At 47.7% G+C, this 20,099-nt stretch carries 20 protein-coding genes and 1 riboswitch; of the genes, 13 read left to right on the plus strand and 7 right to left on the minus strand.

Going from position 1 to position 20,099, the window contains the following annotated elements:
• Nucleotides 1-19: 19 nt before the first annotated feature.
• Nucleotides 20-1,159: an N-acetyl-alpha-D-glucosaminyl L-malate synthase BshA gene (gene bshA / locus H3H32_RS23040; RefSeq protein ID WP_182457958.1), complete on the minus strand. Its 1,140-nt coding sequence runs from the start codon at nt 1,157-1,159 to the stop codon at nt 20-22.
• Nucleotides 1,160-1,317: 158 nt separating this feature from the next.
• Here bshA and H3H32_RS23045 point away from each other — a divergent pair, with 158 nt between their 5' ends.
• From H3H32_RS23045 to H3H32_RS23055, 3 genes are all read left to right on the plus strand, one after another.
• Nucleotides 1,318-2,193 (plus strand): geranylgeranylglycerol-phosphate geranylgeranyltransferase, encoded by an 876-nt coding sequence (locus H3H32_RS23045; protein ID WP_182457959.1) that lies wholly within the window; start codon nt 1,318-1,320, stop codon nt 2,191-2,193.
• A gap of 157 nt (nt 2,194-2,350) precedes the next feature.
• Nucleotides 2,351-3,058 (plus strand): TapB family protein, encoded by a 708-nt coding sequence (locus H3H32_RS23050; protein WP_182457960.1) that lies wholly within the window; start codon nt 2,351-2,353, stop codon nt 3,056-3,058.
• Between the two features lie 146 nt (nt 3,059-3,204).
• Entirely contained in the window at nt 3,205-3,585 is a 381-nt protein-coding gene (locus H3H32_RS23055; RefSeq protein ID WP_182457961.1) for a MerC domain-containing protein, read from the plus strand.
• A 105-nt stretch (nt 3,586-3,690) separates the two neighbouring features.
• Here the strand turns inward: H3H32_RS23055 and H3H32_RS23060 are convergent, their stop codons facing one another.
• The 4 genes from H3H32_RS23060 to H3H32_RS23075 form a co-directional block, all read right to left on the minus strand.
• A complete protein-coding gene (locus tag H3H32_RS23060) occupies nt 3,691-4,797 on the minus strand; it encodes a cytochrome-c peroxidase (protein WP_182457962.1) in 1,107 nt (368 codons plus the stop codon).
• Nucleotides 4,794-5,609, minus strand: coding sequence for an MbnP family protein (locus H3H32_RS23065; protein ID WP_182457963.1), 816 nt, complete (start codon nt 5,607-5,609; stop codon nt 4,794-4,796). Before H3H32_RS23065 ends, H3H32_RS23060 begins: the two co-directional genes overlap by 4 nt.
• Nucleotides 5,610-5,803: 194 nt before the next feature.
• On the minus strand, nt 5,804-6,649 hold the full coding sequence (locus H3H32_RS23070; protein WP_182457964.1) for a sugar phosphate isomerase/epimerase family protein: 846 nt from the start codon (nt 6,647-6,649) through the stop codon (nt 5,804-5,806).
• A 134-nt stretch (nt 6,650-6,783) separates the two neighbouring features.
• Entirely contained in the window at nt 6,784-8,817 is a 2,034-nt protein-coding gene (locus H3H32_RS23075; protein WP_182457965.1) for a beta-L-arabinofuranosidase domain-containing protein, read from the minus strand.
• A gap of 200 nt (nt 8,818-9,017) precedes the next feature.
• Here H3H32_RS23075 and H3H32_RS23080 point away from each other — a divergent pair, with 200 nt between their 5' ends.
• The 7 genes from H3H32_RS23080 to tenA all read left to right on the plus strand — a co-directional run bounded on the left by H3H32_RS23080 (nt 9,018) and on the right by tenA (nt 13,894).
• Nucleotides 9,018-9,872, plus strand: a complete 855-nt coding sequence (locus tag H3H32_RS23080; protein WP_182457966.1) for an AraC family transcriptional regulator — start codon at nt 9,018-9,020, stop codon at nt 9,870-9,872.
• 66 nt (nt 9,873-9,938) lie between these two features.
• Nucleotides 9,939-10,133 carry a hypothetical protein gene (locus H3H32_RS37600; protein ID WP_240543465.1) on the plus strand — a complete coding sequence of 65 codons (195 nt, stop codon included), beginning with the start codon at nt 9,939-9,941 and terminating at the stop codon, nt 10,131-10,133.
• A complete protein-coding gene (locus H3H32_RS23085) occupies nt 10,097-10,552 on the plus strand; it encodes a hypothetical protein (RefSeq protein WP_240543466.1) in 456 nt (151 codons plus the stop codon). Before H3H32_RS37600 ends, H3H32_RS23085 begins: the two co-directional genes overlap by 37 nt.
• 218 nt (nt 10,553-10,770) lie before the next feature.
• A riboswitch (TPP riboswitch) is annotated at nt 10,771-10,872 on the plus strand.
• A gap of 46 nt (nt 10,873-10,918) precedes the next feature.
• Nucleotides 10,919-11,719 carry a hydroxyethylthiazole kinase gene (gene thiM / locus H3H32_RS23090; protein WP_182464452.1) on the plus strand — a complete coding sequence of 267 codons (801 nt, stop codon included), beginning with the start codon at nt 10,919-10,921 and terminating at the stop codon, nt 11,717-11,719.
• 2 nt (nt 11,720-11,721) lie between these two features.
• On the plus strand, nt 11,722-12,366 hold the full coding sequence (gene thiE, locus H3H32_RS23095) for a thiamine phosphate synthase (protein WP_182457967.1): 645 nt from the start codon (nt 11,722-11,724) through the stop codon (nt 12,364-12,366).
• A gap of 64 nt (nt 12,367-12,430) precedes the next feature.
• Complete coding sequence (gene thiD, locus H3H32_RS23100) at nt 12,431-13,237, plus strand: bifunctional hydroxymethylpyrimidine kinase/phosphomethylpyrimidine kinase (RefSeq protein ID WP_182457968.1); 807 nt, start codon at nt 12,431-12,433, stop codon at nt 13,235-13,237.
• 6 nt (nt 13,238-13,243) lie between these two features.
• Nucleotides 13,244-13,894 (plus strand): thiaminase II, encoded by a 651-nt coding sequence (gene tenA / locus H3H32_RS23105; RefSeq protein WP_182457969.1) that lies wholly within the window; start codon nt 13,244-13,246, stop codon nt 13,892-13,894.
• Nucleotides 13,895-13,942: 48 nt separating this feature from the next.
• Here tenA and H3H32_RS23110 read toward each other — a convergent pair whose 3' ends face one another.
• Entirely contained in the window at nt 13,943-15,346 is a 1,404-nt protein-coding gene (locus H3H32_RS23110) for a Gfo/Idh/MocA family protein (RefSeq protein WP_182457970.1), read from the minus strand.
• 26 nt (nt 15,347-15,372) lie between these two features.
• Nucleotides 15,373-16,329 (minus strand): TolB family protein, encoded by a 957-nt coding sequence (locus tag H3H32_RS23115; protein WP_182457971.1) that lies wholly within the window; start codon nt 16,327-16,329, stop codon nt 15,373-15,375.
• A gap of 238 nt (nt 16,330-16,567) precedes the next feature.
• Here H3H32_RS23115 and H3H32_RS23120 point away from each other — a divergent pair, with 238 nt between their 5' ends.
• The 3 genes from H3H32_RS23120 to H3H32_RS23130 all read left to right on the plus strand — a co-directional run bounded on the left by H3H32_RS23120 (nt 16,568) and on the right by H3H32_RS23130 (nt 20,041).
• Nucleotides 16,568-17,293 (plus strand): NUDIX hydrolase, encoded by a 726-nt coding sequence (locus tag H3H32_RS23120; protein ID WP_182464453.1) that lies wholly within the window; start codon nt 16,568-16,570, stop codon nt 17,291-17,293.
• Nucleotides 17,294-17,369: 76 nt separating this feature from the next.
• A complete protein-coding gene (locus H3H32_RS23125) occupies nt 17,370-19,085 on the plus strand; it encodes an arylsulfatase (RefSeq protein ID WP_182457972.1) in 1,716 nt (571 codons plus the stop codon).
• A 416-nt stretch (nt 19,086-19,501) separates the two neighbouring features.
• On the plus strand, nt 19,502-20,041 hold the full coding sequence (locus H3H32_RS23130) for a pyridoxamine 5'-phosphate oxidase family protein (protein ID WP_182457973.1): 540 nt from the start codon (nt 19,502-19,504) through the stop codon (nt 20,039-20,041).
• Nucleotides 20,042-20,099 lie beyond the last annotated feature (58 nt).

Below are 20,099 nucleotides of genomic sequence, written 5' to 3' on the forward strand. Positions count from 1 at the left end.
GATATTTGTTAGGTTTAGCTCAAGACACCAGCGAATGAGCTGTCTGCAATACGCGCTCATAGTGGGCTTCGTAGAGAGGCAAGATACGCGATAGCTCAAACTCTTTAGCCCTTGCCAATGCATTTTCTTTGAATGTGGGCAGATTTGCATCATCCAGTATATAGAGTGCGTTTTTGACCATATCATCCACATCGCCAACCGGACTCAGGAAACCTGTAACACCCTGAATATTCAATTCGGGCAATCCACCCGCATTTGAGGTAATCAGAGGCACTTCGCAGGCCAGCGCTTCGAGAGCAGCCAGACCGAAACTCTCGTTCTCGGAAGGCATAATAAACAGGTCAGCTACCGACAGCACTTCCTCAACCGCGTCTAATTTCCCCAGAAACCGCACCTGATCGTAGATACCTAAATCGCGCACGAGTCGTTCAATCCGAGCCCGTTCGGGGCCATCGCCTACTAGCAGGAGTTTAGCTGGTGTTTGCTGTTGAATATGATAAAAGGCCATCACGGCATCATCAATCCGTTTTACCCGCCGAAAGTTTGATGTATGTACAATCAACTTTTCGCCATTAGGGCAAATGGCTTTTTTGAAATGCTCCTTCTGCTGGCGTTTGAAGCGACTCAGATCAATGAAGTTGGGAATCACTTCAATTTCGCGATGAACATTAAAATGCTTGTAGGTGTCTCGACGCAGGTCTTCAGAAACGGCCGTAACGCCATCCGACTCATTGATACTGAACGTAACAACCGGCTCATATGAGGCATCTTTACCTACCAGTGTAATATCGGTACCGTGTAGTGTCGTCACAATGGGCACATTTCGCCCCTGCGAGCGCAGAATCATCTTGGCCATATACGCAGCCGACGCGTGCGGAATGGCGTAGTGAACATGCAGTAAATCAACGTTTTCGTTAATCACCACATTAACCATGGCGCTGGCCAGGGCCGACTCGTAAGGTGCGTATTGAAAGAGGGGATACGAGGGTATATTTACTTCATGATAAAAGACATTTTCGTTGAAAAAATCGAGTCGGGGTGGTTGTTGATAGGTAATAAAATGAATCTGGTGACCATTTTTTGCCAATCCTTTACCGAGTTCGGTAGCCACTACACCACTGCCCCCAAAAGTCGGGTAGCACACAATGCCAATTTTCATGCGTGAGAGAACGAGTTTGTCTCTGAACAACAAATACTAGCAAAAAGAATCCCGAACGCATCGGATTAAGTGCAGTGAATAAAATAAGACGAGTTGCTCGAATCGTTACATATACTTACTGCGTTGAATACGCTATTTTTACTAAAAAATCCACCCCAATGGTTGCGCGACAGTCGATTCCTTTCTCGGCCTTTATGTCCGGCTTTCTGCGACTCATTCGGGTACAGAATCTGCTGATCGTCGTGTTGACGCAGTTGTTGGCCCGCCTGTTTTTAGTAGGCCCACGTGAGGAGAGTTTACACCTTATTACCGACACGGGTTTCTGGCTACTGTCCTTCTCTACCGTTTGTATTGCCGCAGCGGGCTACATTATCAACGACTATTTCGACGTAAAAATCGACCTGATCAACAAGCCTCAACGAGTTATTATTGGCCGGTATCTCAAACGTCGGGTAGCCATCGGCATTCATCAGGGACTGAATGTAATCGGTTGCCTGATTGGCCTTTATCTGAGCAAATGGGTCTTTTTGATCGATGTCGTTGCCGTATCGTTATTGTGGTTTTATTCGGCCAACTTCAAACGACAGCCGCTCATCGGCAATATTGTCATTTCGCTGCTATCGTCGCTTTCGTTGCTTGTTTTAGCGATTTATTACCGACAGAATGCCAACATGGTACTTATGTACGCCCTATTCTCCTTCGGTATTTCCTTAATTCGGGAGATCATCAAAGACATGCAGGATATTCGGGGTGATGCCCGTTTTGGGTGCCGAACAATCCCGATTATCTGGGGGCTACGCCGAACCAAATACCTTCTTTATGTTTTAGTAGGCGTATTTGTCGTTACCCTTTTCCTGATTGCTGGTTCGCTCCATAACAGTCGGTTGATTCTCATTTTCCTACTCCTCCTCATCCCAATCGCCTGGCTGGTTTACCGACTTGCCCTAGCCGATACCCGACGCGAGTTCGGCTACCTCAGTGGCCTCTGCAAACTCATTATGCTCGTCGGTATTTTGAGTATGATGTGGACGTAAATTATGTATGATATAGGATGTATGATGTATCCATGACGAAAATACATACACCCTATATCATACATCATACATATTTACCTCCGTTCGCTCAACGATTTTGGAATCTGATTATTAAGCCAACTACCTTTAGTCTTCTATAACCCAATTATTTTTCCACATGAAAAATGTTATCTGTGCCCTATTGGTGGCACTCGTATGTACCGTGAACAACAGTCAGGCGCAGGATTGCCTGGGCATGACGTTCAAGACCGGGATGAACTTCGAATTGAGTCATTTTAACGCCAAAGAAAAGCCAATCGGGAAAGTGCTTTATCAGGTCAAAGATGTCCATAAAGAAGGGAGTTCGACGGTGATGGACATTACGGCGCAGTTTGAAGATGAGAAAGGCAAACAACGTCCACCCTACATTATTCACTATACCTGCACCGGCGACGAACTGGTGGCCGACATGGCGGGGATGATGCAGGCCATGCAAAATGGTGGCATGAAAGACATGGAGCTGAAACTGAAAACCAATAAGCTTGTTTACCCCGGCAAACTCAGTGTTGGGCAGAAACTAAGTGATGGACAAATGGAGGCTGAAATGAGCAGCGGTGGTGGCGGTCCAATGGCAAACATGAGCATGACGATGGCGAATCGGCAAGTAGAAAGTAAAGAGCCGATTACAACGCCTGCCGGAACATTCGACACCTACAAAATTACGTCTGACGTCAATTTTGAGAATAAAGTGATGGGTATTCCCATTCGAAATACGATGCGTATAGTCACTTATCGAACTGAAAAACAATTGTTTGACGTAAAATCAGAGTCCTATAACAAGAATGGTAAGCTAATGGGCTACTCGCTATTAACGAAGACAAATTGATGTATGATATAGGGTGTATGATGTATTCATTCTAGAAAACTATACATCATATATCCTACATCATACATCTTTACGCAACTTTGTTGCAAAAAAGTGGGTTAACCTAAAGAATCATTGCCGAAGGCATTGTATTTTTGTGCTTGCTCATGAAAACAGATAGTCTCTCCCGTAAAGCGGATTATATTGGTATCACTGGCTCAGTGTTGTGCATTATTCACTGTCTTGTTACACCTGTATTGTTGCTAACGACTTCTTTCCTTCAAGACACGACTCTTCGTGTTGGTTTCCTAAGCCTGGATTACGTATTTATAGGAGTCAATATCGTAGCCGTTTATTTCGCTACCCGACATTACGCCCCTCGAGCCATTAAAGTAGCCCTTTGGGGCTTTCTGAGTCTGTTCAGCATCGCACTATTGCTGGAAGAAACGGCACCTGCTTTTGAATACCTCGCCTATGCATCTTCGGCGGGTTTGGTTATCACGCATATGCTGAACATCCGGCAACACCGGGTGAGTCACGCACATTAGTCTGAACCGGGATTTTTATGATTCTATTGATTAGTATGATTCTGAAAACCGTTTCTGATGCTAACAAAATCATAGTCGGTCAATCAAATCAGCTAAATCCCGGTTTCAGTTCGCGCTAAACGCCCGGTTCGTCATAAACGTATTGTCCGTCAGGGTGAGCAAAAAGGCGATGATCTGCGTCTTTTCCGTATCGGTCAGGGCGATACCGAGCTTCCCATTGGTTTTCAGGGCTGGATCGAGCGTAGGGCTATCCGTAACACCCGTTCGGTAATGCTCAACTACCTGATCTAAAGAACTAAATCGCCCGTCGTGCATGTACGGAAACGTTTTCTCCACATTCCGCAAACTTGGCACTCGGAATTTTAGCCGGTCGGCTTCGTTTAGGGTTATGGTGTAACGGCCCTGATCGTTGATACCACTAACCGGAAGGCCGTTGTTCCGATAACTCTTATCCGTAAATAAATCGGTAGCATGGCAGGTGGCACACTTCTGTTGGAACAACGCGAGGCCCGCCAGTTCATCCGTTGTGAGCGTTCCCCCGCTCTCCTTTCTGACGTATTTATCGTAACGCGAATCGGCGGATACAAGCGTTAATAAAAACTGCGAAATGGCTTTCAGGAAACGGGCCGTCGTGACGGTATCGGAGCCAAAAGCAGCTTTGAACAGGGGCGGATACTTAGGATTTTTCTGAACCCGATTGAGTGCTTCCGAAAATTTCAAATCCATTTCAACCGCGTTCTGAATTGGCGAAATGGGCAACTCATCCAAGCTAGTAACACCTCCATCCCAGAAAAACTCACGATCCCAGGCCAGGTTCTGCAAACCCGGCACATTGCGCGTCCCGAATTTATTATCAATTCCATGACTCAATGGATGGTCGGAGTGGCCAAACCCGGCAAACTGCTGGTGACAGAATCCACAGCTCAGACTCGTATCGCGCGAAAGCATGGGGTCGTAAAATAATGTTTTCCCTAAAGACACCCCTTCCACCGTCAACGGGTTCGTTGTCAGGTCGTAAAGTTTAGTTGGGAAGTTAGCTGGCTCTCGGAGTGTAACGGGCGTTGTCTGGTAATCAATACCACCGCCGGGATCGGGGGGGACGGGATTGGGGTCTGACGTTTTCTGGCTTTGGCAGGCAAGTACCAATGCAAACAGAAGCGCACTGAAAAACAGTCCGATACGCTTTGTCGATATGGTTTTCAGAAAAATCATTGATTGGCCTGAACGCCCACCAGACTGAACATCTGTGCGTAATTGTTAGAAATATTGGTCGAATATGGGTCAAACATCACGGACGAATATTGAGCTATGCTAAGCTTGGTTGGTCCATCGAATATCTTCATCACATCGGTTTTGAGTTGTATCGACGGCACAGCGCCTGCCTGTACAGCAGCGACGCTACTCGAAAATGGAATCGTTATCGTCCGTAAGTTATTAATGGTTTTCTTTCCATCATAACCTCCCCCAAAACCACCAACGTGGTAAAAGAAAGCATTATTTTGAAGAGCAGGTGCCACTGGAGACGTTCCTTCCAGCTTCAGGAAAATATACCCCGAGTTCCACTCCCAATACATGCCGTCGTTCAGCGCTGGATCGAGTACGCCCGTTCGTTTGGTGATGTCGGCTAGACTGCGCAGGCTATCAACCCCAACCGTAAACGTAAGGCCCGTATAGTTGCCAGCCGGTAGGTTGTTCAAGGTAATCGTCTGAGAAGCGGGTTTATCCTCCTGAATCAGAAAATAACTGCTGTCCTGAGGAACGACATAATCGCTGCCATCCTGTTTCCGAAGGCGAATGTTACTAATGAAATAGTTGAATTTGGTAACGGTAAAGGTTTCGCCGGAAGAGTTCTGGTAGGAACCTGTACCTAGTTTCAGGTCCGATGTGCTGACGACATTATCGAAGGCAATTCGCAGTTTTCCAGACGAAGTCGTCAATGGATTTGTGTCATTTGAGTCACAGGCAAGAACAAGGCCACCAATAGCCAGTATGGCCAATAGTCCAGCGGCAGTAGTAGTTTTCATAGCGTACAGTATATCACAACAACAGAAGGAGTATGTTCGTAGGTAACGAAAAAAGAGCCTAAAATCATTTAGGCTCTGGATTAAATCTGTGTTAGGAAGCAATTAATTAGGCTTCTGTTGATTCTTTGGATGCAGAATCAAAGACATATGCCATATCTCAAAAGATATGGCATATGTCGATTAACCAAGTAACCCTACAAACTCTTTAAATACGCCAGACTCTTGGGCACTTGTTGCTCAACAGCCATGCTTTCGTCTTCGATGTAAAAATGATCGATGGACGTTTTACGGGCGGCTTTCAAAACGGCTGGCCAGTCGATTTGCCCGGTTCCTAAAACCACCGATTGTGAATTGGCCATGCCTCCTTTATCGCTATGAGGAACGCCTTTTTCCACATCTTTCAGGTGAATAAGCCGGAAGCGTTTAGGGTATTTCGTCAACAGTGCGGCAGGGTCTTGTCCGGGTAGATATGTCCAGGTTACGTCCATTTCGTAGCCAACGTACTCCGGGTTGGTTTCCTTCACCAGATAATCGAACAGGGTGCCATTTTCATAGGGCTGAAACTCGAAGCCGTGGTTGTGGTAACAGAACATCATGCCTTTCGCGTGCGCCAGTTTTCCAAAGCGATTGAACACCTCGGCCGCCTTCTGCATCATCTCCAGCGTGGCCGCTGTCTTGTGCGGGATCGAACCGATACGAATGTATTTAACGCCCAGAGCTTGTGCATTTTGCAGAATCGAATCGGGCTTCAGATCAATAGCATCGTAGCTCACGCCGTAGCTGCTGCACTTCAGTCCACGCTGATCGAGCAGGGCGCGTAATTCGGGAGCCGTTTTCCCGAACAGGCCCGAAAACTCAATGTCGGTGATCCCCCAGGCTTTGATCTTATCGAGCGTGCCGGGAACGTCTTTACTGAAACTATCGCGCATCGTGTAGGAAACGATACCGGGTGTTTTGGGAAGCAGTTTACCAAACGGTTGCGCCTGTACGGCCGAAACGCTGGCCCACAAGGCTAAGCTTACTAAAGTTGTACGTATCATGTTAGGAATGAATTAATTGAATAGGGAATAGAACGCCGATTTTTACGATAAATATGATTAACAATGATTTTATCGAAATCTTAGTCAAATCATATCTATCATAAAAATCAGCGTTCTATCACGTCAAAAATAGATCATTTTACCACGGGAAACGCCACAACGCGCAACTTGGTAAAGCCGTAAGGAATGAACGTTAAGGTTTCTACTTTGTCGGCAACCTCGCCCTGATAAATGCCCTCACGGGTGGTAACCGGCTGACGGGCTACACCTTCCACCAATTTCCAGTTCGGAATCTGACGGCCTGTTGTTTTAATTTCAATGGGGGCACTCGCTTCGTTCCAGACAAAATTAGCAGGCATCGCCCTGATCGTGACCGTCGTGTTTTTTTCTGGATTTTCGATGATTGCTTTAGGCAACCCATAGTTCCAGGCCGTCTTTGGCTGGTATTCGAAATAGGTGCCTTCCGTTTTTTCGGTCTTTTCGTCAACCGTCGATTCTACTTTTAAGGCATAGACCAGCGGGCCACGTTCGATGGTACGCGAATTTTTCGCCCAGTTGCTGGTTCGAACAGGCATGGGTAATTTCAAGGTTACCTTGTCGCCATTTTTCCAGGCTCTCGATAAACTGATTACCTGACCTCCCTTATCGGAACGAAGCTTTTGCCCGTTTACAAAAAACGTCGCTTCGATGCACCAGCCCGGAATGCGTAAGGCAAAGGGGAAGGTCGTCGGTTTTGGCAGGTTGATCGTAAACGCAATCTGATCATCGAACGGATAATCAGTCGCTTCTAGAATCGTCACCTCTGTTCCATTGGCAACTTTGGCTTTGAGCATATTCGGTGCATATTCCAGCGCGGCTACGCCACCCGATCCGGTAGCATACCAGAGGTGCGATGCAAATTTGGTCCAGCCCTGATGCATGTTGGCCGTGCAGCAGGTGTAGCCCGCATACGGTCCAAACACGTTGTTCATACCCCGCCCGAACGGCAACGAGAAATCGAACACACCCCGCGAGACCTGCACCTGGTTGGCAATCTGGAAATACTGCCGCGACCGATAATCATCGGTGGTTTGCGTAGGCAACGCATTGAAGGTCATCCGTTCCAACGCATCCATGTACGAAGGGTCACCGGTAATGCCAATGATTTCTTCCAGCGAGAACATCGTTTCGACAATGGCGCACAGTTCAACGCCCTGCGTCGGTTCGTTGCCATGCAGGTCTTCATCACCCGAAAACATGCCGTGTGGCAAGCCGTGAAGCGTCATCAGATCACCGAAGCCCGTTTTCACTGCATTCAAGTATTTGACGTCTTTTTTCGCTCGGTAATATTCGGCGGGGAGTTTCAAACCCATCCCTACATTAACAGCATGGCGATTCATCCATTTCGCCCCGGTTTGGTTCACAGCCGCATCAATAGCCCAGTTGCGTCCGCCCAGTAGGTCAGTCCAGTTGGTGGTTTGTTTGTAGAGCAGGTCAGCCAAATCGAGCAGGAATTTATCGCCCGTATGATCGTAGAGCCAGTACACGCTCATGATATTGTCGCCACCACGCGATTCTGACCACTCGGTCCATTTCGCCAGCGGGCAGGTTTTCAGATTCGCATATTGGTACTTGAAATACTTCGTCATGAACGGAATCACGCGCGGGTCGTTGGTTGCTGTATAATACTGTTGCAGCACTTTGAGCATCACCATACGAGGCCACCAATCGGCCCCATCGGCACAGGATTCCATCGGTTTACCTTCCAGTTCTTTCTTGGTCAACGGGCCGAAAAACCCATTGGGACGCTGATGATCCAGATTCCAGTTTACGTATTTCAGCACTTTGTCTTTCAGTGTTTTATCATCCAACTGATACGCCAAGGGCAAAGCACCATCGAGCCAGTAAGGCGTTTCTTCCCAGGCATCGCCTTTGCCCCCAAGCCAGCCGTTATCGTGTTGAACTTTAGCATGATACTCGTCTAAATGGCCTGTCGCACCGTTTTTCATGATAACCAACTGCTGTTGCAACCAACCTTCGGGCTTGATAGCGCCCAGGGGTAATTCGATGTATTTCTGGGGCGCCAGCGGTGCCCGACTCGTTACATAGAGTGGTTTCTGCTGGGCGTGCGATAACACTGTCGTCAGCAGGGCAATCCCGGTTAAATGGACTACGAATGAAGTTTTCATGAAGTAAATCGGCGTTGTGCCAGAAAACTAAAGACGCTTACGAGCCAATTTACCCTATTTGGTCGGCGAAAAAGTAGCGTGATGGAGTCAACAGTCAAGCCTATAGACCGCCGTAAAAGGGCGGTAAGTCTTTTTCAACTTATCTTGTAACCAGCTTTACATTGGCTATCTTGAGAATGTTATCAAGCCCCTACCCGATCATGGTCTTCTTCCGTGAATATACTCCCCATCCGGCCTTGCAGACATTCGTGCGCCATTACTGGATTATTCATGTCCAACTCGACCCCAAAATTCCAAGAGAGCAATTACCTCAAAAACCCTATCCGCCCAGCACAGAACAATGCCTGTACTTTTATCCTTACAACTTGCCCCACAGCGTTAAAGTAGGTAATCAGGCTCCCGAAAGTGCTACCGCTGGTATTGTAGTAGGGCAACCTCTTACGCGCATGAACATCACGCTTAACCCCAATTACCTGATGCTAAAAGTAAGTTTTCAGCCGGGGGCGTTGTTCCGATTGTTAGGAGTACCTATGAATTTGCTAGTCGATGACCATGCCGATCTGGAAGCGATTACGGGCAATCTCGTAAACGAAGTATATGAGCGTCTTCCGGAAGCAGCTGGTTACGAAGCCATGATTCGACTTGTTGAAGATTTCCTATTACGAAAAGCTGCTCATTGTCAGGCGGCTGTACTACCAATCGATATTGTTGCTCAACGTATGCTTGATCCGAAAGCCTACCACCAACTCGATCAGTTAGCCAACGATGCCTGCCTGAGTATACGCCAGTTTGAACGCAAGTTTCGTGAACGGGTGGGTGTTAGCCCTAAGCTATTCACTCGAATTGCCCGATTCAGACAGGCTTATAAACTCCGCGAAATCGACCCCAATCGCTCCTGGCTCGACATTGCTTATGCCTGTCAGTATTATGATCCGAATCACTTAGTCAAAGATTTTCAGCAGTTTGCAGGTACTAGCCCTAACCAGCTATTTACCGAAGAGTTAGCCCATCGGGAGTTGAGGAACGCCTTTATCAGCCGGTCAGGCCGATCCTGAAGTTGTCGTTTTTTTACTATGCTCCTGATCTTCTGTTGACTCAGTTTTGCGGTAAATTACACAACTATGGAAAACACAAGTCGTTATCTGCATAGGGCAGCAATAGGCTATTTCATTGCCAGCATAGGCTTACTATCCTTCGGATTCCCATTTTGGTTTTTAAATGCCATCGACAAGATGCCTAAAGGCCGCTTTTTCCCCCTTTCTTTTATCTGGTCGATGACGTGTCAGGCATTTGGCTCACCAACTGGCCTCAGTTAATAGGAAGCTTAGGGTTACTTATTGGGGGCATCTCACTTTGGCAAGCAGGCGAACCAATCGGTTTTGGAAAAAAGAGGGGCTTGCTAGTTGTACCGATAGCTGGCGCTATCAGTTATTTACTAAGCATATGGGTGGTTTTGCCTTTTGCCCCGTTAGGAGCCGTTCTGAATGGATTAGGGATGATCATAGTAGGTATTGCCAGCCTTAAATCGAAAATTTGGACAGACTGGAAACGGTATACTCCGCTCCTGGTAGGGCTTTTCCCCTTTGTATTTATGTTTCCGCTCCGATTTTTAACCGGAGCACGACCTCCCGCTATGATTGGCCTCTGGGGATTTGCGTGGTTAGCGTTGGCGGTGGCAGTCTGGCAACGATCAGCAGAGATAAAAAATGTATCGAAACTGGCGTCGCACAGGTAAATGGTATTGAATAGCGCCGATGAAGTTCCTCTTACGACCCGATCAAAGAGTTAAAGCTATTTTTTGGCGCTTATGCTGGCACTGCTACTAATCGGAGCAACAGTGCCGATAAAAAAGCAATGAGCATAAACATCACTCGTGAAAGCAATCCCATTGCAGGTATCAATGTGCTAGCCGGAGTAAATAGTTATTTTAGTCAATAATCCCCTACCTTTGCCCAACAACTTTAGGGGTGTCAGCACCAGATTGGGCTGACTGAGAGAATACCCTCATTACCTGATGCAGTTCGTACTGCCGTAGGAAAAAGTTAACGAGATGCGTTCTGCTCTCCTAAAGTTGCTGTTTACTGAACTCATTAGCAGCAATATGACCCAATCTCCTCAATCAATCTGGACCGATGTCGAGCGTATCCGTACGCAGGCTCCGCTTATTCACAACATTACCAACTTCGTGGTCATGAACAACACGGCCAATGCGCTGCTGGCTATAGGAGCCTCGCCCGCTATGGTTCATGCGCCCGAAGAGGTCGAAGAGTTTGTTTCCATTTCCAGTGCGCTGGTGGTCAACATTGGCACCCTCGATTCCACATTTGTGGCAGGGATGAAGCTCGCTATGCGACAGGCAAAATCATTGGGAAAACCCATTGTTTTTGATCCGGTTGGCGTTGGGGCAACCACGTACCGCAACCGGGTTAGCGAAGAACTCCTTGCGCTGGCCCCACCCGATATCATCCGGGGAAATGCTTCCGAAATTATGGCCTTGGCCGGTCTGAACGCACAAACTAAAGGTGTCGATAGCCTATATGGGTCGGATGCCGCCCTCGACGCAGCCAGACGTTTAAGTTCCGTTTTGGGTTGCGTGGTGGTCATCAGCGGAGCTATTGATTATATCGTTCAGGGTGAACAGCTAGCCGCTGTGGCCAATGGGCACCCACTCATGACCAAAGTAACGGGTATGGGGTGTACGGCAACTGCGCTGACGGGTGCCTTTGCGGCAATCAATACTAACTATGTTCAGGCCGCTACGCATGCAATGGCTGTTATGGGTATTGCGGGTGAATTGGCTGCGGAGAAAAACCAGGCTCCGGGTAGCCTACAGGTCAACTTTCTGGATGCGTTGTATACGTTGACCGAATCAGAAATCGAGGAAAGGCTTAAGTTATCGTAGTTATGAGTCAATTGTATTTAGTGACCGATAGCGCCATTGCTCAGGCAGCAGGGCATACGCTGGCTTTCGTGGTTGACGAAGCCTGCCGGGCAGGTGTCCGATGGGTGCAGTTGCGGGAGAAATCGCTCTCAACCCGCGCCTTTCTGGAACTCGGCATGGACTTAAAACGCATTACCCAAGCCTACGGTGCCAAGCTTATTATCAACGACCGGGTCGATATTGCCCTGGCCATTGATGCCGACGGTGTTCATGTCGGGCAGGACGATATGCCTTACGAGCTGGTGCGTTCGCTGATTGGTCCTGATAAAATCATTGGGTTATCTATCAATAATCTGGCAGAGTTAGAAGCTGCCCAAAATGCCAACGTGGACTACCTCGGCATTGCAACCATCTTCCCGACGGGCACCAAACAGGATACGTCCAGCCTGTTGGGCATAGCAGGGCTTCAGGAAATTTGCAGCCGAACTCAACTACCGACTTTCGCCATTGGCGGCATCAATACCCGTACAATTCAGGACATTACTCGAACCGGAGCAACGGGTTCGGCGGTTGTTTCGGCCATTTGCGGGCAGGCTTCGCCTTATGAAGCTACCCGTGAGCTTATTCGGTTGATGGGGGATGCACAGTCAAAGGTGCTGTCGGTTTAGAACCTGACACCAGTTAAGGTAAACAACAACTTTACGCCCGGACGTAGACGTCCAGGTTACGGAAATGAAAAACTACACACGCGTTTTAACAATTGCTGGTTCGGATAGTGGTGGAGGAGCTGGTATTCAGGCGGATCTGAAAACATTTTCAGCACTTGGTTGCTATGGCATGTCGGTTATAACGGCTCTGACGGCTCAAAATACCAAAGCAGTAACAGGCATCATGCCGGTCCCTCCTGCTTTCATTGCCGAACAGATGAAGGCGGTCCTGAGCGACATTGGTGTCGATGCGGTTAAAATCGGGATGCTGCACTCGCCGGAGGTTATTGTGCAGGTGGCCAAAACGCTAACCGAATTCGGGGTATCTACAATCGTGCTGGACCCGGTGATGGTGGCTAAAAGCGGAGACAAACTCTTGCAGGACGAAGCCATCGATGCACTCAAAACGTATCTACTACCTATTTCCTCAGTCATTACACCTAACCTACCGGAAGCGAGCGTTCTACTGGGTCGTCCGGTAGAGATAATGTCCGATATGCTACCGGCAGCAGCCGATCTGGCTACGTTATGTTCAGGAGCTATACTGGTGAAAGGCGGCCATCTGACAACCACTGAAAGCACAGACCTGCTATACGTTTCGGCAACGGAATCTCACTGGTTTCCGACGAATCGGATTCAAACTAATAACTCTCACGGAACGGGTTGTACACTTTCGTCGGCCATTGCCTGCGGATTGGCCAAAGGTCTATCGGTGGTTGAGGCTGTAGCAGCTGCCAAAGCCTATCTGACTGGAGCGCTTCAGGCGGGAGCACAGTATCAATTAGGACATGGTCATGGCCCGGTTCACCATTTTTACACCTACTGGTCTTAGAAAACGATGCGCTTCACCGAACAACTCTGGCAAGATATAAGCCCAATATATTCCTCGATTCTGACGCATGGCTTCGTAGATGAACTCATGATGGGAAGTCTCCCAACGGCGACCTTTCAGTATTACATCCAACAGGATGCCTTGTATCTGGCCGATTTTAGCCGCGCCCTGAATCAGTTAGCGGCACGGGCCACCACGCCCGACGATATGCTTCAATTCACGCAGTTTGCGCAGAATGCAATTCTGGTTGAACGGGCTTTGCACGAGACCTATTTCTCCTTATATGCCATTCAACCAGAGACTACGAAAATGCCTGCCTGCTTTGCCTATACGAATTATCTGTTAGCCACCACCTCGCTCCAATCGATTGCCATCGGGGCAGCTGCCGTTTTGCCCTGCTTCTGGATTTACCGGCAAGTTGGCAAACACATTTACGAGCGAGCTATTCAGGAAAATCCCTACCGTGCCTGGATTGACACGTATGCGGGCGACGCGTTCGATCAGTCGGTTAGCCAGATGCTTGATCTGACTGACCGTTTTGCCGAATTAGCCAGCCCAACCGAGCGAGCACAAATGCAGGAAGCGTTCCGAATATCCAGCCGATTGGAATGGTATTTCTGGAACGATGCCTATATCCAAAATCGGTGGCTTGTGTAACTCGTTTTTTGTCATCCCGCCTAAAAGCAGGATGACAAAAAACAGCTTCTATTTCAACAACTTCATCCCAACCGGGTCCCAATGCACGATATTTTTGTTGAAGAAGCTTTGGTTACAAGCCAACGCAGGCGCAGCAGCCCGAAAACCAAACTCCGCATTCTCAACCACAGGTTTACCCGTTCTGATTGAATCGAAGAAATTAGTAAAATGGTCCAGGTGGTCATCGTAGCCAGCAGGCGCTTTAAAGACGATATCCTCTTTAGTAGGTCTTCTTCGTTGTTCGGGTGTCCATTTGGCGTCGAAATCCTTCTGCATGTCGTCCTGCATAGCCTTCGAAAAGGTGAACAGGGAATCGTACCCACCAAATCCGGGAGCCTCAGGCATTAGGCTATGTTTGACCGTAATATTATTGCCAATCACATCAATAACACCTTCCGACCCAACCAGTCGGATAACTTCCTGCCCGCCCGTACCACTGATAAAGTTCACCTGTAAGGTCAACTGGAAAGCAGCGTGTTCGGGGCTGTCGGGGTATTGCATCACGCCCGACATCACGTCCGGCAGATTACGTCCATCCTTCCAATAACTGAATTGCCCGGTGCTGTAAATAGTTTTAGGGCCTTTTGAGTTGGTGATGAAGTGAGTGCCACTTAGCAAGTGGATAAACAAGTCGCCTGCTACGCCGGTACCGACTTCTTTAAAAGCCCGCCACCAGAAAAACTTTTTCGCATCGAAGGGCATTTTGGCCGTAACGCCAATAAAGCGTTCCCAATCGGTTGTTTGAGCACTGGCGTCTTTAGGAATCGTGTACTCCCAGGAGCCAATAGAGCTTTGCCGGTCATACACGGCATTCACCATGTTGAGCTTCCCAATTTCACCAGCCGCCAGCAGTTCTTTTGCCTTGGCATAACCGATACTACTCACTCGCTGACTGCCTACCTGCAATACCTTACCCGCCTTTTTGGCGGCTTCTATTACTGGATAGCCTTGGCTGATTTTATAAACCATCGGCTTTTCGCAATACACGTGCTTGCCTTTTGCCAGAGCATCCAGCGTAATGCGCGAGTGCCAGACATCATGGGTTGCAATAATCACGGCGTCGATGTCTTTACGAGCCAGCAGCTCTTTATAATTTCGGGTGGTGTATAACTCATTCCCGAATTTTTCCTTCGCGTTTTCCAGTCGACCGGTATACAAGTCGCAAATGCCCGCTAGCTCTACACCAGGCACTTTGAGCGCAGTAGCCAAATCAAAATGTCCCTGCACGCCGTACCCAATCACGCCTAAACGGATGGTGTCGTTAGCTGAGACTGGTTTCTCGTAATGAAGAATACGTTCTTCGGCTTTTTCCTGAGCAGCCAGAGACGACAAAGGCGAGGATGCCGCCACTAAACTGGTAGCTCCAATTTGTTGTAAAAATTGTCTTCTTGAGCTTGAATTATGCTTTTGCATGTAAAAGGAGGATTACGAACTGACTGTTAGTTGACCTTGTAGCTGACGAAGGCAAATTTTCGGCTATCAGGGCTCCACGAAGGTACATTGATTGTACCCTGGCCACCATAAAAAACGGGCGTAGCATCGTTGATCGCTTTGGTTTTAAGGTCCATCAATCGGAGTTTGACATTTTTACCAAACAAATGGTTTTGCTTTTCGTCAGACATATAGGCAATGTAAACAATCTGCTTATTATCGGGCGAAGGATGAGCAAACCAGTTCGAATTTTCATCGAAAGTTAATTGCTCTGGCTTCGATCCATCGGCCAGCATGCGCCAGATTTGCATATGGCCGGTTCGGTACGAGTTGAAATAAATGTATTTCCCATCGGGCGAATAATCGGGGCCATCGTCTAAGCCTTCTGTGGTGGTCAGCCGTTTTTCGGTTCCTCCCTCGACCCCGATCGTGTAAATATCAAAGTTGCCGTTGCGCTCGGCACAGTAAGCGAGCGTCTTACTATCGGGAGTCCAGCCATGCCAGAACGACGGCACTTCGGAGGTGACTTTTTTAGGTTCTCCCCCGGCAATAGGAAGTATAAAAAGGGCTGATTTGTAGGGCTTCATCGATGGATCATTCCGGTCATTATGACTCACGACCAGCCACTTTTTGTCGGGCGAAATCCCGTGGTCGTTGTTGCATTGCGTAGCGAAGCCGGTGTTCAGTTCGGTTAACTTCTTAGACGCCAGATCCAGCGTATAAATCTTACCCTTGCTGTTGAGCACCAAATAATTACTGGGGTGCCAGTTCGGCGCTTCGAAGTGGTTTTTGATCGTTAAAACGGTATCGATCTTCCCCGTTTTAATGTCTAGAGTCTGAATATAACTCGTCGTATCTTTTTTGGCTTGCGCAACAGAATAGGACGAAATAAGCGAGCAAAAGGCAAGCATGAGAAGCCATTTGAGGCAGGGCTTAGGGCCCTGTACCTGATACGTTTTTTTCATAAAACACGGTTTTTGATTAAAGGCTAAAAATTGATCTGGGCAAAAATAAACAGTTTATTCTTATTTTATAAAAAATATATAATAGATTTTATTTTTACTATTTCATATAGAAATAGCACTATTTAAGCAACTAACCTAATTAGGAGAATATGCCCTACTTTTGTGGAATTAATTCGTAAAAACTATAAGATAAGCGCAATGGAGAACCATGCCTGTGCGGCTGGTAAGCGCGAGAATGATGAAGAAATTAGGCAATGACGATTACATTTCACACCTGTCTATTGACTGCGTGATTTTTGGCTATCAGGATAAAGAGCTGAAAGTGCTGATTTCTAAATTCAAATTTGGCGCTGGTAGCTGGTCATTGCCCGGCGGCTATGTCTTAAAAACAGAAGGGATCGACAAAGCAGCCCGTAGAATACTCGAAGAAAGAACGGGTTTAAAAAATATCTATTTAGAGCAGTTTCGCGTCTTTGGCGATGAAAATCGGATTGTCAACAGCCCTTACAAAGCCACAATCAAATCCGAACTGCGCAAGTTTGATGAGCACCGATTCGATTCCACAGCCATCGACTGGTTAACCAGCCGGTTTGTGTGCATCGGCTATTATGCTCTTGTCGACATTAACAAAGTAAATCCACAAGCAGGCGAGTTCGATGAATACCTCGAATGGCGAAGCGTGAAAGGCATTCCAGAAATGATCCATGATCATGGCGAGATTTTAACCGTTGCCCTCGACGCTCTTCGCCAAAATCTTGACCAGAAACTTATTGGCTTTAATCTTCTGCCCGAAACGTTCACCATGCGGGAGGTTCAGGAACTCTACGAAGCCGTTTATAACCGACCGTTTGTCATCACCAACTTCCAGAAGAAAATCCTGGATTTGAACGTATTGGAACGCCTTGAAAAAAAATATACGGGGGCAGCCAACAAAGCGCCTTATTTATATCGATTTAAAAAATAGTGCGTTCTCCGTGCCGTAACGACGGGCTGCTCTGTGTTTACAAATCTTTGCTTCAATAAGCTAATCAGTAGAATTTATGAAAAAGGTGTTGTTCGTTGGTTCATTGCCGGTAATCGCGGTCCTAACTACCCTGATGTTCGGCGGGTTTGAACAGAAACAAGTCGACTCCTCGTCGCCCAAGGCAACACGCAAGCCCAATATCATTGTGATCATGGCCGACGATATGGGCTTCTCGGATCTGGGCTGTTACGGCGGTGAAATTCATACACCCAACATTGATTTTTTGGCCAACAACGGCATCCGGTATACGCAGTTTTACAACACATCGCGGTGTTGCCCTACGCGGGCGGCTTTGCTTACTGGCCTCTACAACCAACAGGCGGGTATTGGTAAAATGACCGATGCCGAAGATGAACCCGGCTACCGCGGGCATCTGACCGAAAACACCGTTACGCTGGCCGAAGTCCTGAAAACGGCGGGGTATCAGACAGCCATGACAGGCAAGTGGCACGTATCGAATACCCGCGTTCAGAAAAATCCGCAGGAACAACTCGACTGGCTGAACCACAAAAAAGACTACGGCGATTTTGCTCCGCTCGAGCAATACCCAACCAACCGGGGTTTCGATAAATACTTTGGCAATATCTGGGGGGTAGTCGATTTCTTCGATCCGTTTAGCCTCGTGAGTGGCACCAAGCCGATCAAAAACGTACCCAAGAATTACTATCATACCGACGCCATCAGCGATACGACGGTTGGCTACATTAAGTCCTTCGCTAAATCATCGGCCCCGTTCTTTATCTATGTCGCCGAAACGGCTCCCCATTGGCCCCTGATGGCGTTGCCCGAAGACATTGCGAAATACAAGGACACGTACAAATCGGGTTGGGATGCCATCCGGAAAGCCCGATATGACAAAATGAGCAAAATGGGTCTGATTGACCCGACCAGAACTAAGTTTTCCAAACGCTGGCAGGATGATCTGAGCTGGGAAAACAACCCTGATAAGGAATGGGATGCTCGGGCAATGGCCGTTCATGCCGCTATGATCGACCGGATGGACCAGGGAATTGGTCGCATGATCAAAGCACTTCGCGAAACGGGCCAACTCGACAACACGCTGATTCTGTTCTTGTCGGACAACGGTGCCAGTCCCGAAAACTGTGCTGCTTACGGCCCCGGCTTCGACCGCCCTAACGAAACCCGGGATGGCCGACCAATTGTGTATGATCTGAAAAAGCAGATACTGCCCGGTGCCCAAACTTCCTATGCCTCTATTGGCCAGCGCTGGGCGAACGTTGCGAATACACCCTATCAATTCTGGAAAGCCGAATCGTACGAAGGCGGTGTTCATACACCTTTGGTGGCGTTCTGGCCCAACGGAATTACGGCGAAGAAAGGGAGCTATAGCGCTCAGGTAGGTCATGTGATGGATTTCATGAGCACCTTTGTTGACATGTCGGGGGCTACTTATCCCAAGGAGTTTAAAGGGCATGCCATTACGCCAACAACCGGAATCAGCCTGATGCCCTCTTTCCAGGGAAAAGCCGCTGCGGGTCATGAAACGTTATTCAATGAGCATTTTGGTGCTCGGTACGCCCGTTCGGGCAACTGGAAATTGGTTTCCTCTAGTCGCGACAGTACCTGGCATTTGTTTAATCTGGCTACCGATAAGTCCGAAACTCATGACGTGGCTGCTCAGTTTCCTGATAAAGTACGCCAGTTAGAAAGCCAGTGGCATCAATGGGCAAACACGCATCAGGTATTTCCGAAACCAGGGAAAAAGAAATAAGATCGTACGAGCATCTCTGTTCGAACTAATCTTCATGCTCTCATTGATCATACACAATACCAGGGTCTGTGCGGACACATAGAGTATATACACATCTTATTCAGATCGCGTAGCGATCTAATGTTTGTAGAAATAGCCAATGGCTCCTTATGTTGGTCGCGTAGCGACCGAATGAAGCCCAAGTCCGATCGCTACGCGACCGAAAAAAGGGTGGGGATTACTTGTTTTTCTATAAACATTCGATGCCTAACGGCATCACTAGAAATATGTATACACTTTAGGTACGGACACAGACCCTTTTTATTGACAACCCGACCATATACTAATTAAATGAGCATCTATTGATTTAGGAAAAGAGAGTTCGTTACACAAACAGTTAGAGGCTGAACAATGATCGATCAATTAACTCAACCGTTATGGACAGCATTAATCAACAACAGCCGGAAGACAATCACGAAGATTTGACAGGCACCGAAGCTGGCAAGAAAATTAAAGACTTAGTCGGCAAAAGTAGTACCTGCTATTTCTGCACGAAGATCACCACTGGAGAACCCTTGAAAACCAGGCCCATGTCGGTACAGAAGGTAGACGAAGGCGGTAGTTTCTGGTTTTTAAGCGCAGCTGACAGTCATAAAAATGCAGAGATAGAGACTGACAACAAAGTTCAGCTCCTCTTCCAGGGCTCTGATTATTCCGATTTCCTAAGTGTATACGGAGTGGCTACTATTTCTAAAGACAAGCAACTCATCAAGGAACTGTGGGAACCCATTTTGAAAACGTGGTTTACAGAAGGCGAGGATGACCCGCGTATTACAGTACTAAAAGTAGACGTTCAGGAAGGCTACTATTGGGACAATAAACATGGCAATGCAGTGGCCTTTGTCAAGACCATTGCGGGTGCAATTATGGGTAAAACCCTGGATGATTCCATTGAAGGAACATTAAGAGTATCCTAGCGAATTGGTCCGTTTGTGCTATCAGGTCTGCGTCCTCACCGATCTGGTAGCACAAACT

Source organism: Spirosoma foliorum (assembly GCF_014117325.1).
In the GTDB taxonomy this organism is placed as follows: Bacteria; Bacteroidota; Bacteroidia; order Cytophagales; family Spirosomataceae; genus Spirosoma; species Spirosoma foliorum.

What these genes read in the sequence shown, in the direction of transcription:
- bshA (WP_182457958.1), bottom strand. Translation starts at nt 1,159, where the DNA reads ATGAAAATTGGCATTGTGTGCTACCCGACTTTTGGGGGCAGTGGTGTA.
- H3H32_RS23045 (WP_182457959.1), top strand. Translation starts at nt 1,318, where the DNA reads ATGGTTGCGCGACAGTCGATTCCTTTCTCGGCCTTTATGTCCGGCTTT.
- H3H32_RS23050 (WP_182457960.1), top strand. Translation starts at nt 2,351, where the DNA reads ATGAAAAATGTTATCTGTGCCCTATTGGTGGCACTCGTATGTACCGTG.
- H3H32_RS23055 (WP_182457961.1), top strand. Translation starts at nt 3,205, where the DNA reads ATGAAAACAGATAGTCTCTCCCGTAAAGCGGATTATATTGGTATCACT.
- H3H32_RS23060 (WP_182457962.1), bottom strand. Translation starts at nt 4,797, where the DNA reads ATGATTTTTCTGAAAACCATATCGACAAAGCGTATCGGACTGTTTTTC.
- H3H32_RS23065 (WP_182457963.1), bottom strand. Translation starts at nt 5,609, where the DNA reads ATGAAAACTACTACTGCCGCTGGACTATTGGCCATACTGGCTATTGGT.
- H3H32_RS23070 (WP_182457964.1), bottom strand. Translation starts at nt 6,649, where the DNA reads ATGATACGTACAACTTTAGTAAGCTTAGCCTTGTGGGCCAGCGTTTCG.
- H3H32_RS23075 (WP_182457965.1), bottom strand. Translation starts at nt 8,817, where the DNA reads ATGAAAACTTCATTCGTAGTCCATTTAACCGGGATTGCCCTGCTGACG.
- H3H32_RS23080 (WP_182457966.1), top strand. Translation starts at nt 9,018, where the DNA reads ATGGTCTTCTTCCGTGAATATACTCCCCATCCGGCCTTGCAGACATTC.
- H3H32_RS37600 (WP_240543465.1), top strand. Translation starts at nt 9,939, where the DNA reads ATGGAAAACACAAGTCGTTATCTGCATAGGGCAGCAATAGGCTATTTC.
- thiM (WP_182464452.1), top strand. Translation starts at nt 10,919, where the DNA reads ATGACCCAATCTCCTCAATCAATCTGGACCGATGTCGAGCGTATCCGT.
- thiE (WP_182457967.1), top strand. Translation starts at nt 11,722, where the DNA reads ATGAGTCAATTGTATTTAGTGACCGATAGCGCCATTGCTCAGGCAGCA.
- thiD (WP_182457968.1), top strand. Translation starts at nt 12,431, where the DNA reads ATGAAAAACTACACACGCGTTTTAACAATTGCTGGTTCGGATAGTGGT.
- tenA (WP_182457969.1), top strand. Translation starts at nt 13,244, where the DNA reads ATGCGCTTCACCGAACAACTCTGGCAAGATATAAGCCCAATATATTCC.
- H3H32_RS23110 (WP_182457970.1), bottom strand. Translation starts at nt 15,346, where the DNA reads ATGCAAAAGCATAATTCAAGCTCAAGAAGACAATTTTTACAACAAATT.
- H3H32_RS23115 (WP_182457971.1), bottom strand. Translation starts at nt 16,329, where the DNA reads ATGAAAAAAACGTATCAGGTACAGGGCCCTAAGCCCTGCCTCAAATGG.
- H3H32_RS23120 (WP_182464453.1), top strand. Translation starts at nt 16,568, where the DNA reads ATGAAGAAATTAGGCAATGACGATTACATTTCACACCTGTCTATTGAC.
- H3H32_RS23125 (WP_182457972.1), top strand. Translation starts at nt 17,370, where the DNA reads ATGAAAAAGGTGTTGTTCGTTGGTTCATTGCCGGTAATCGCGGTCCTA.
- H3H32_RS23130 (WP_182457973.1), top strand. Translation starts at nt 19,502, where the DNA reads ATGGACAGCATTAATCAACAACAGCCGGAAGACAATCACGAAGATTTG.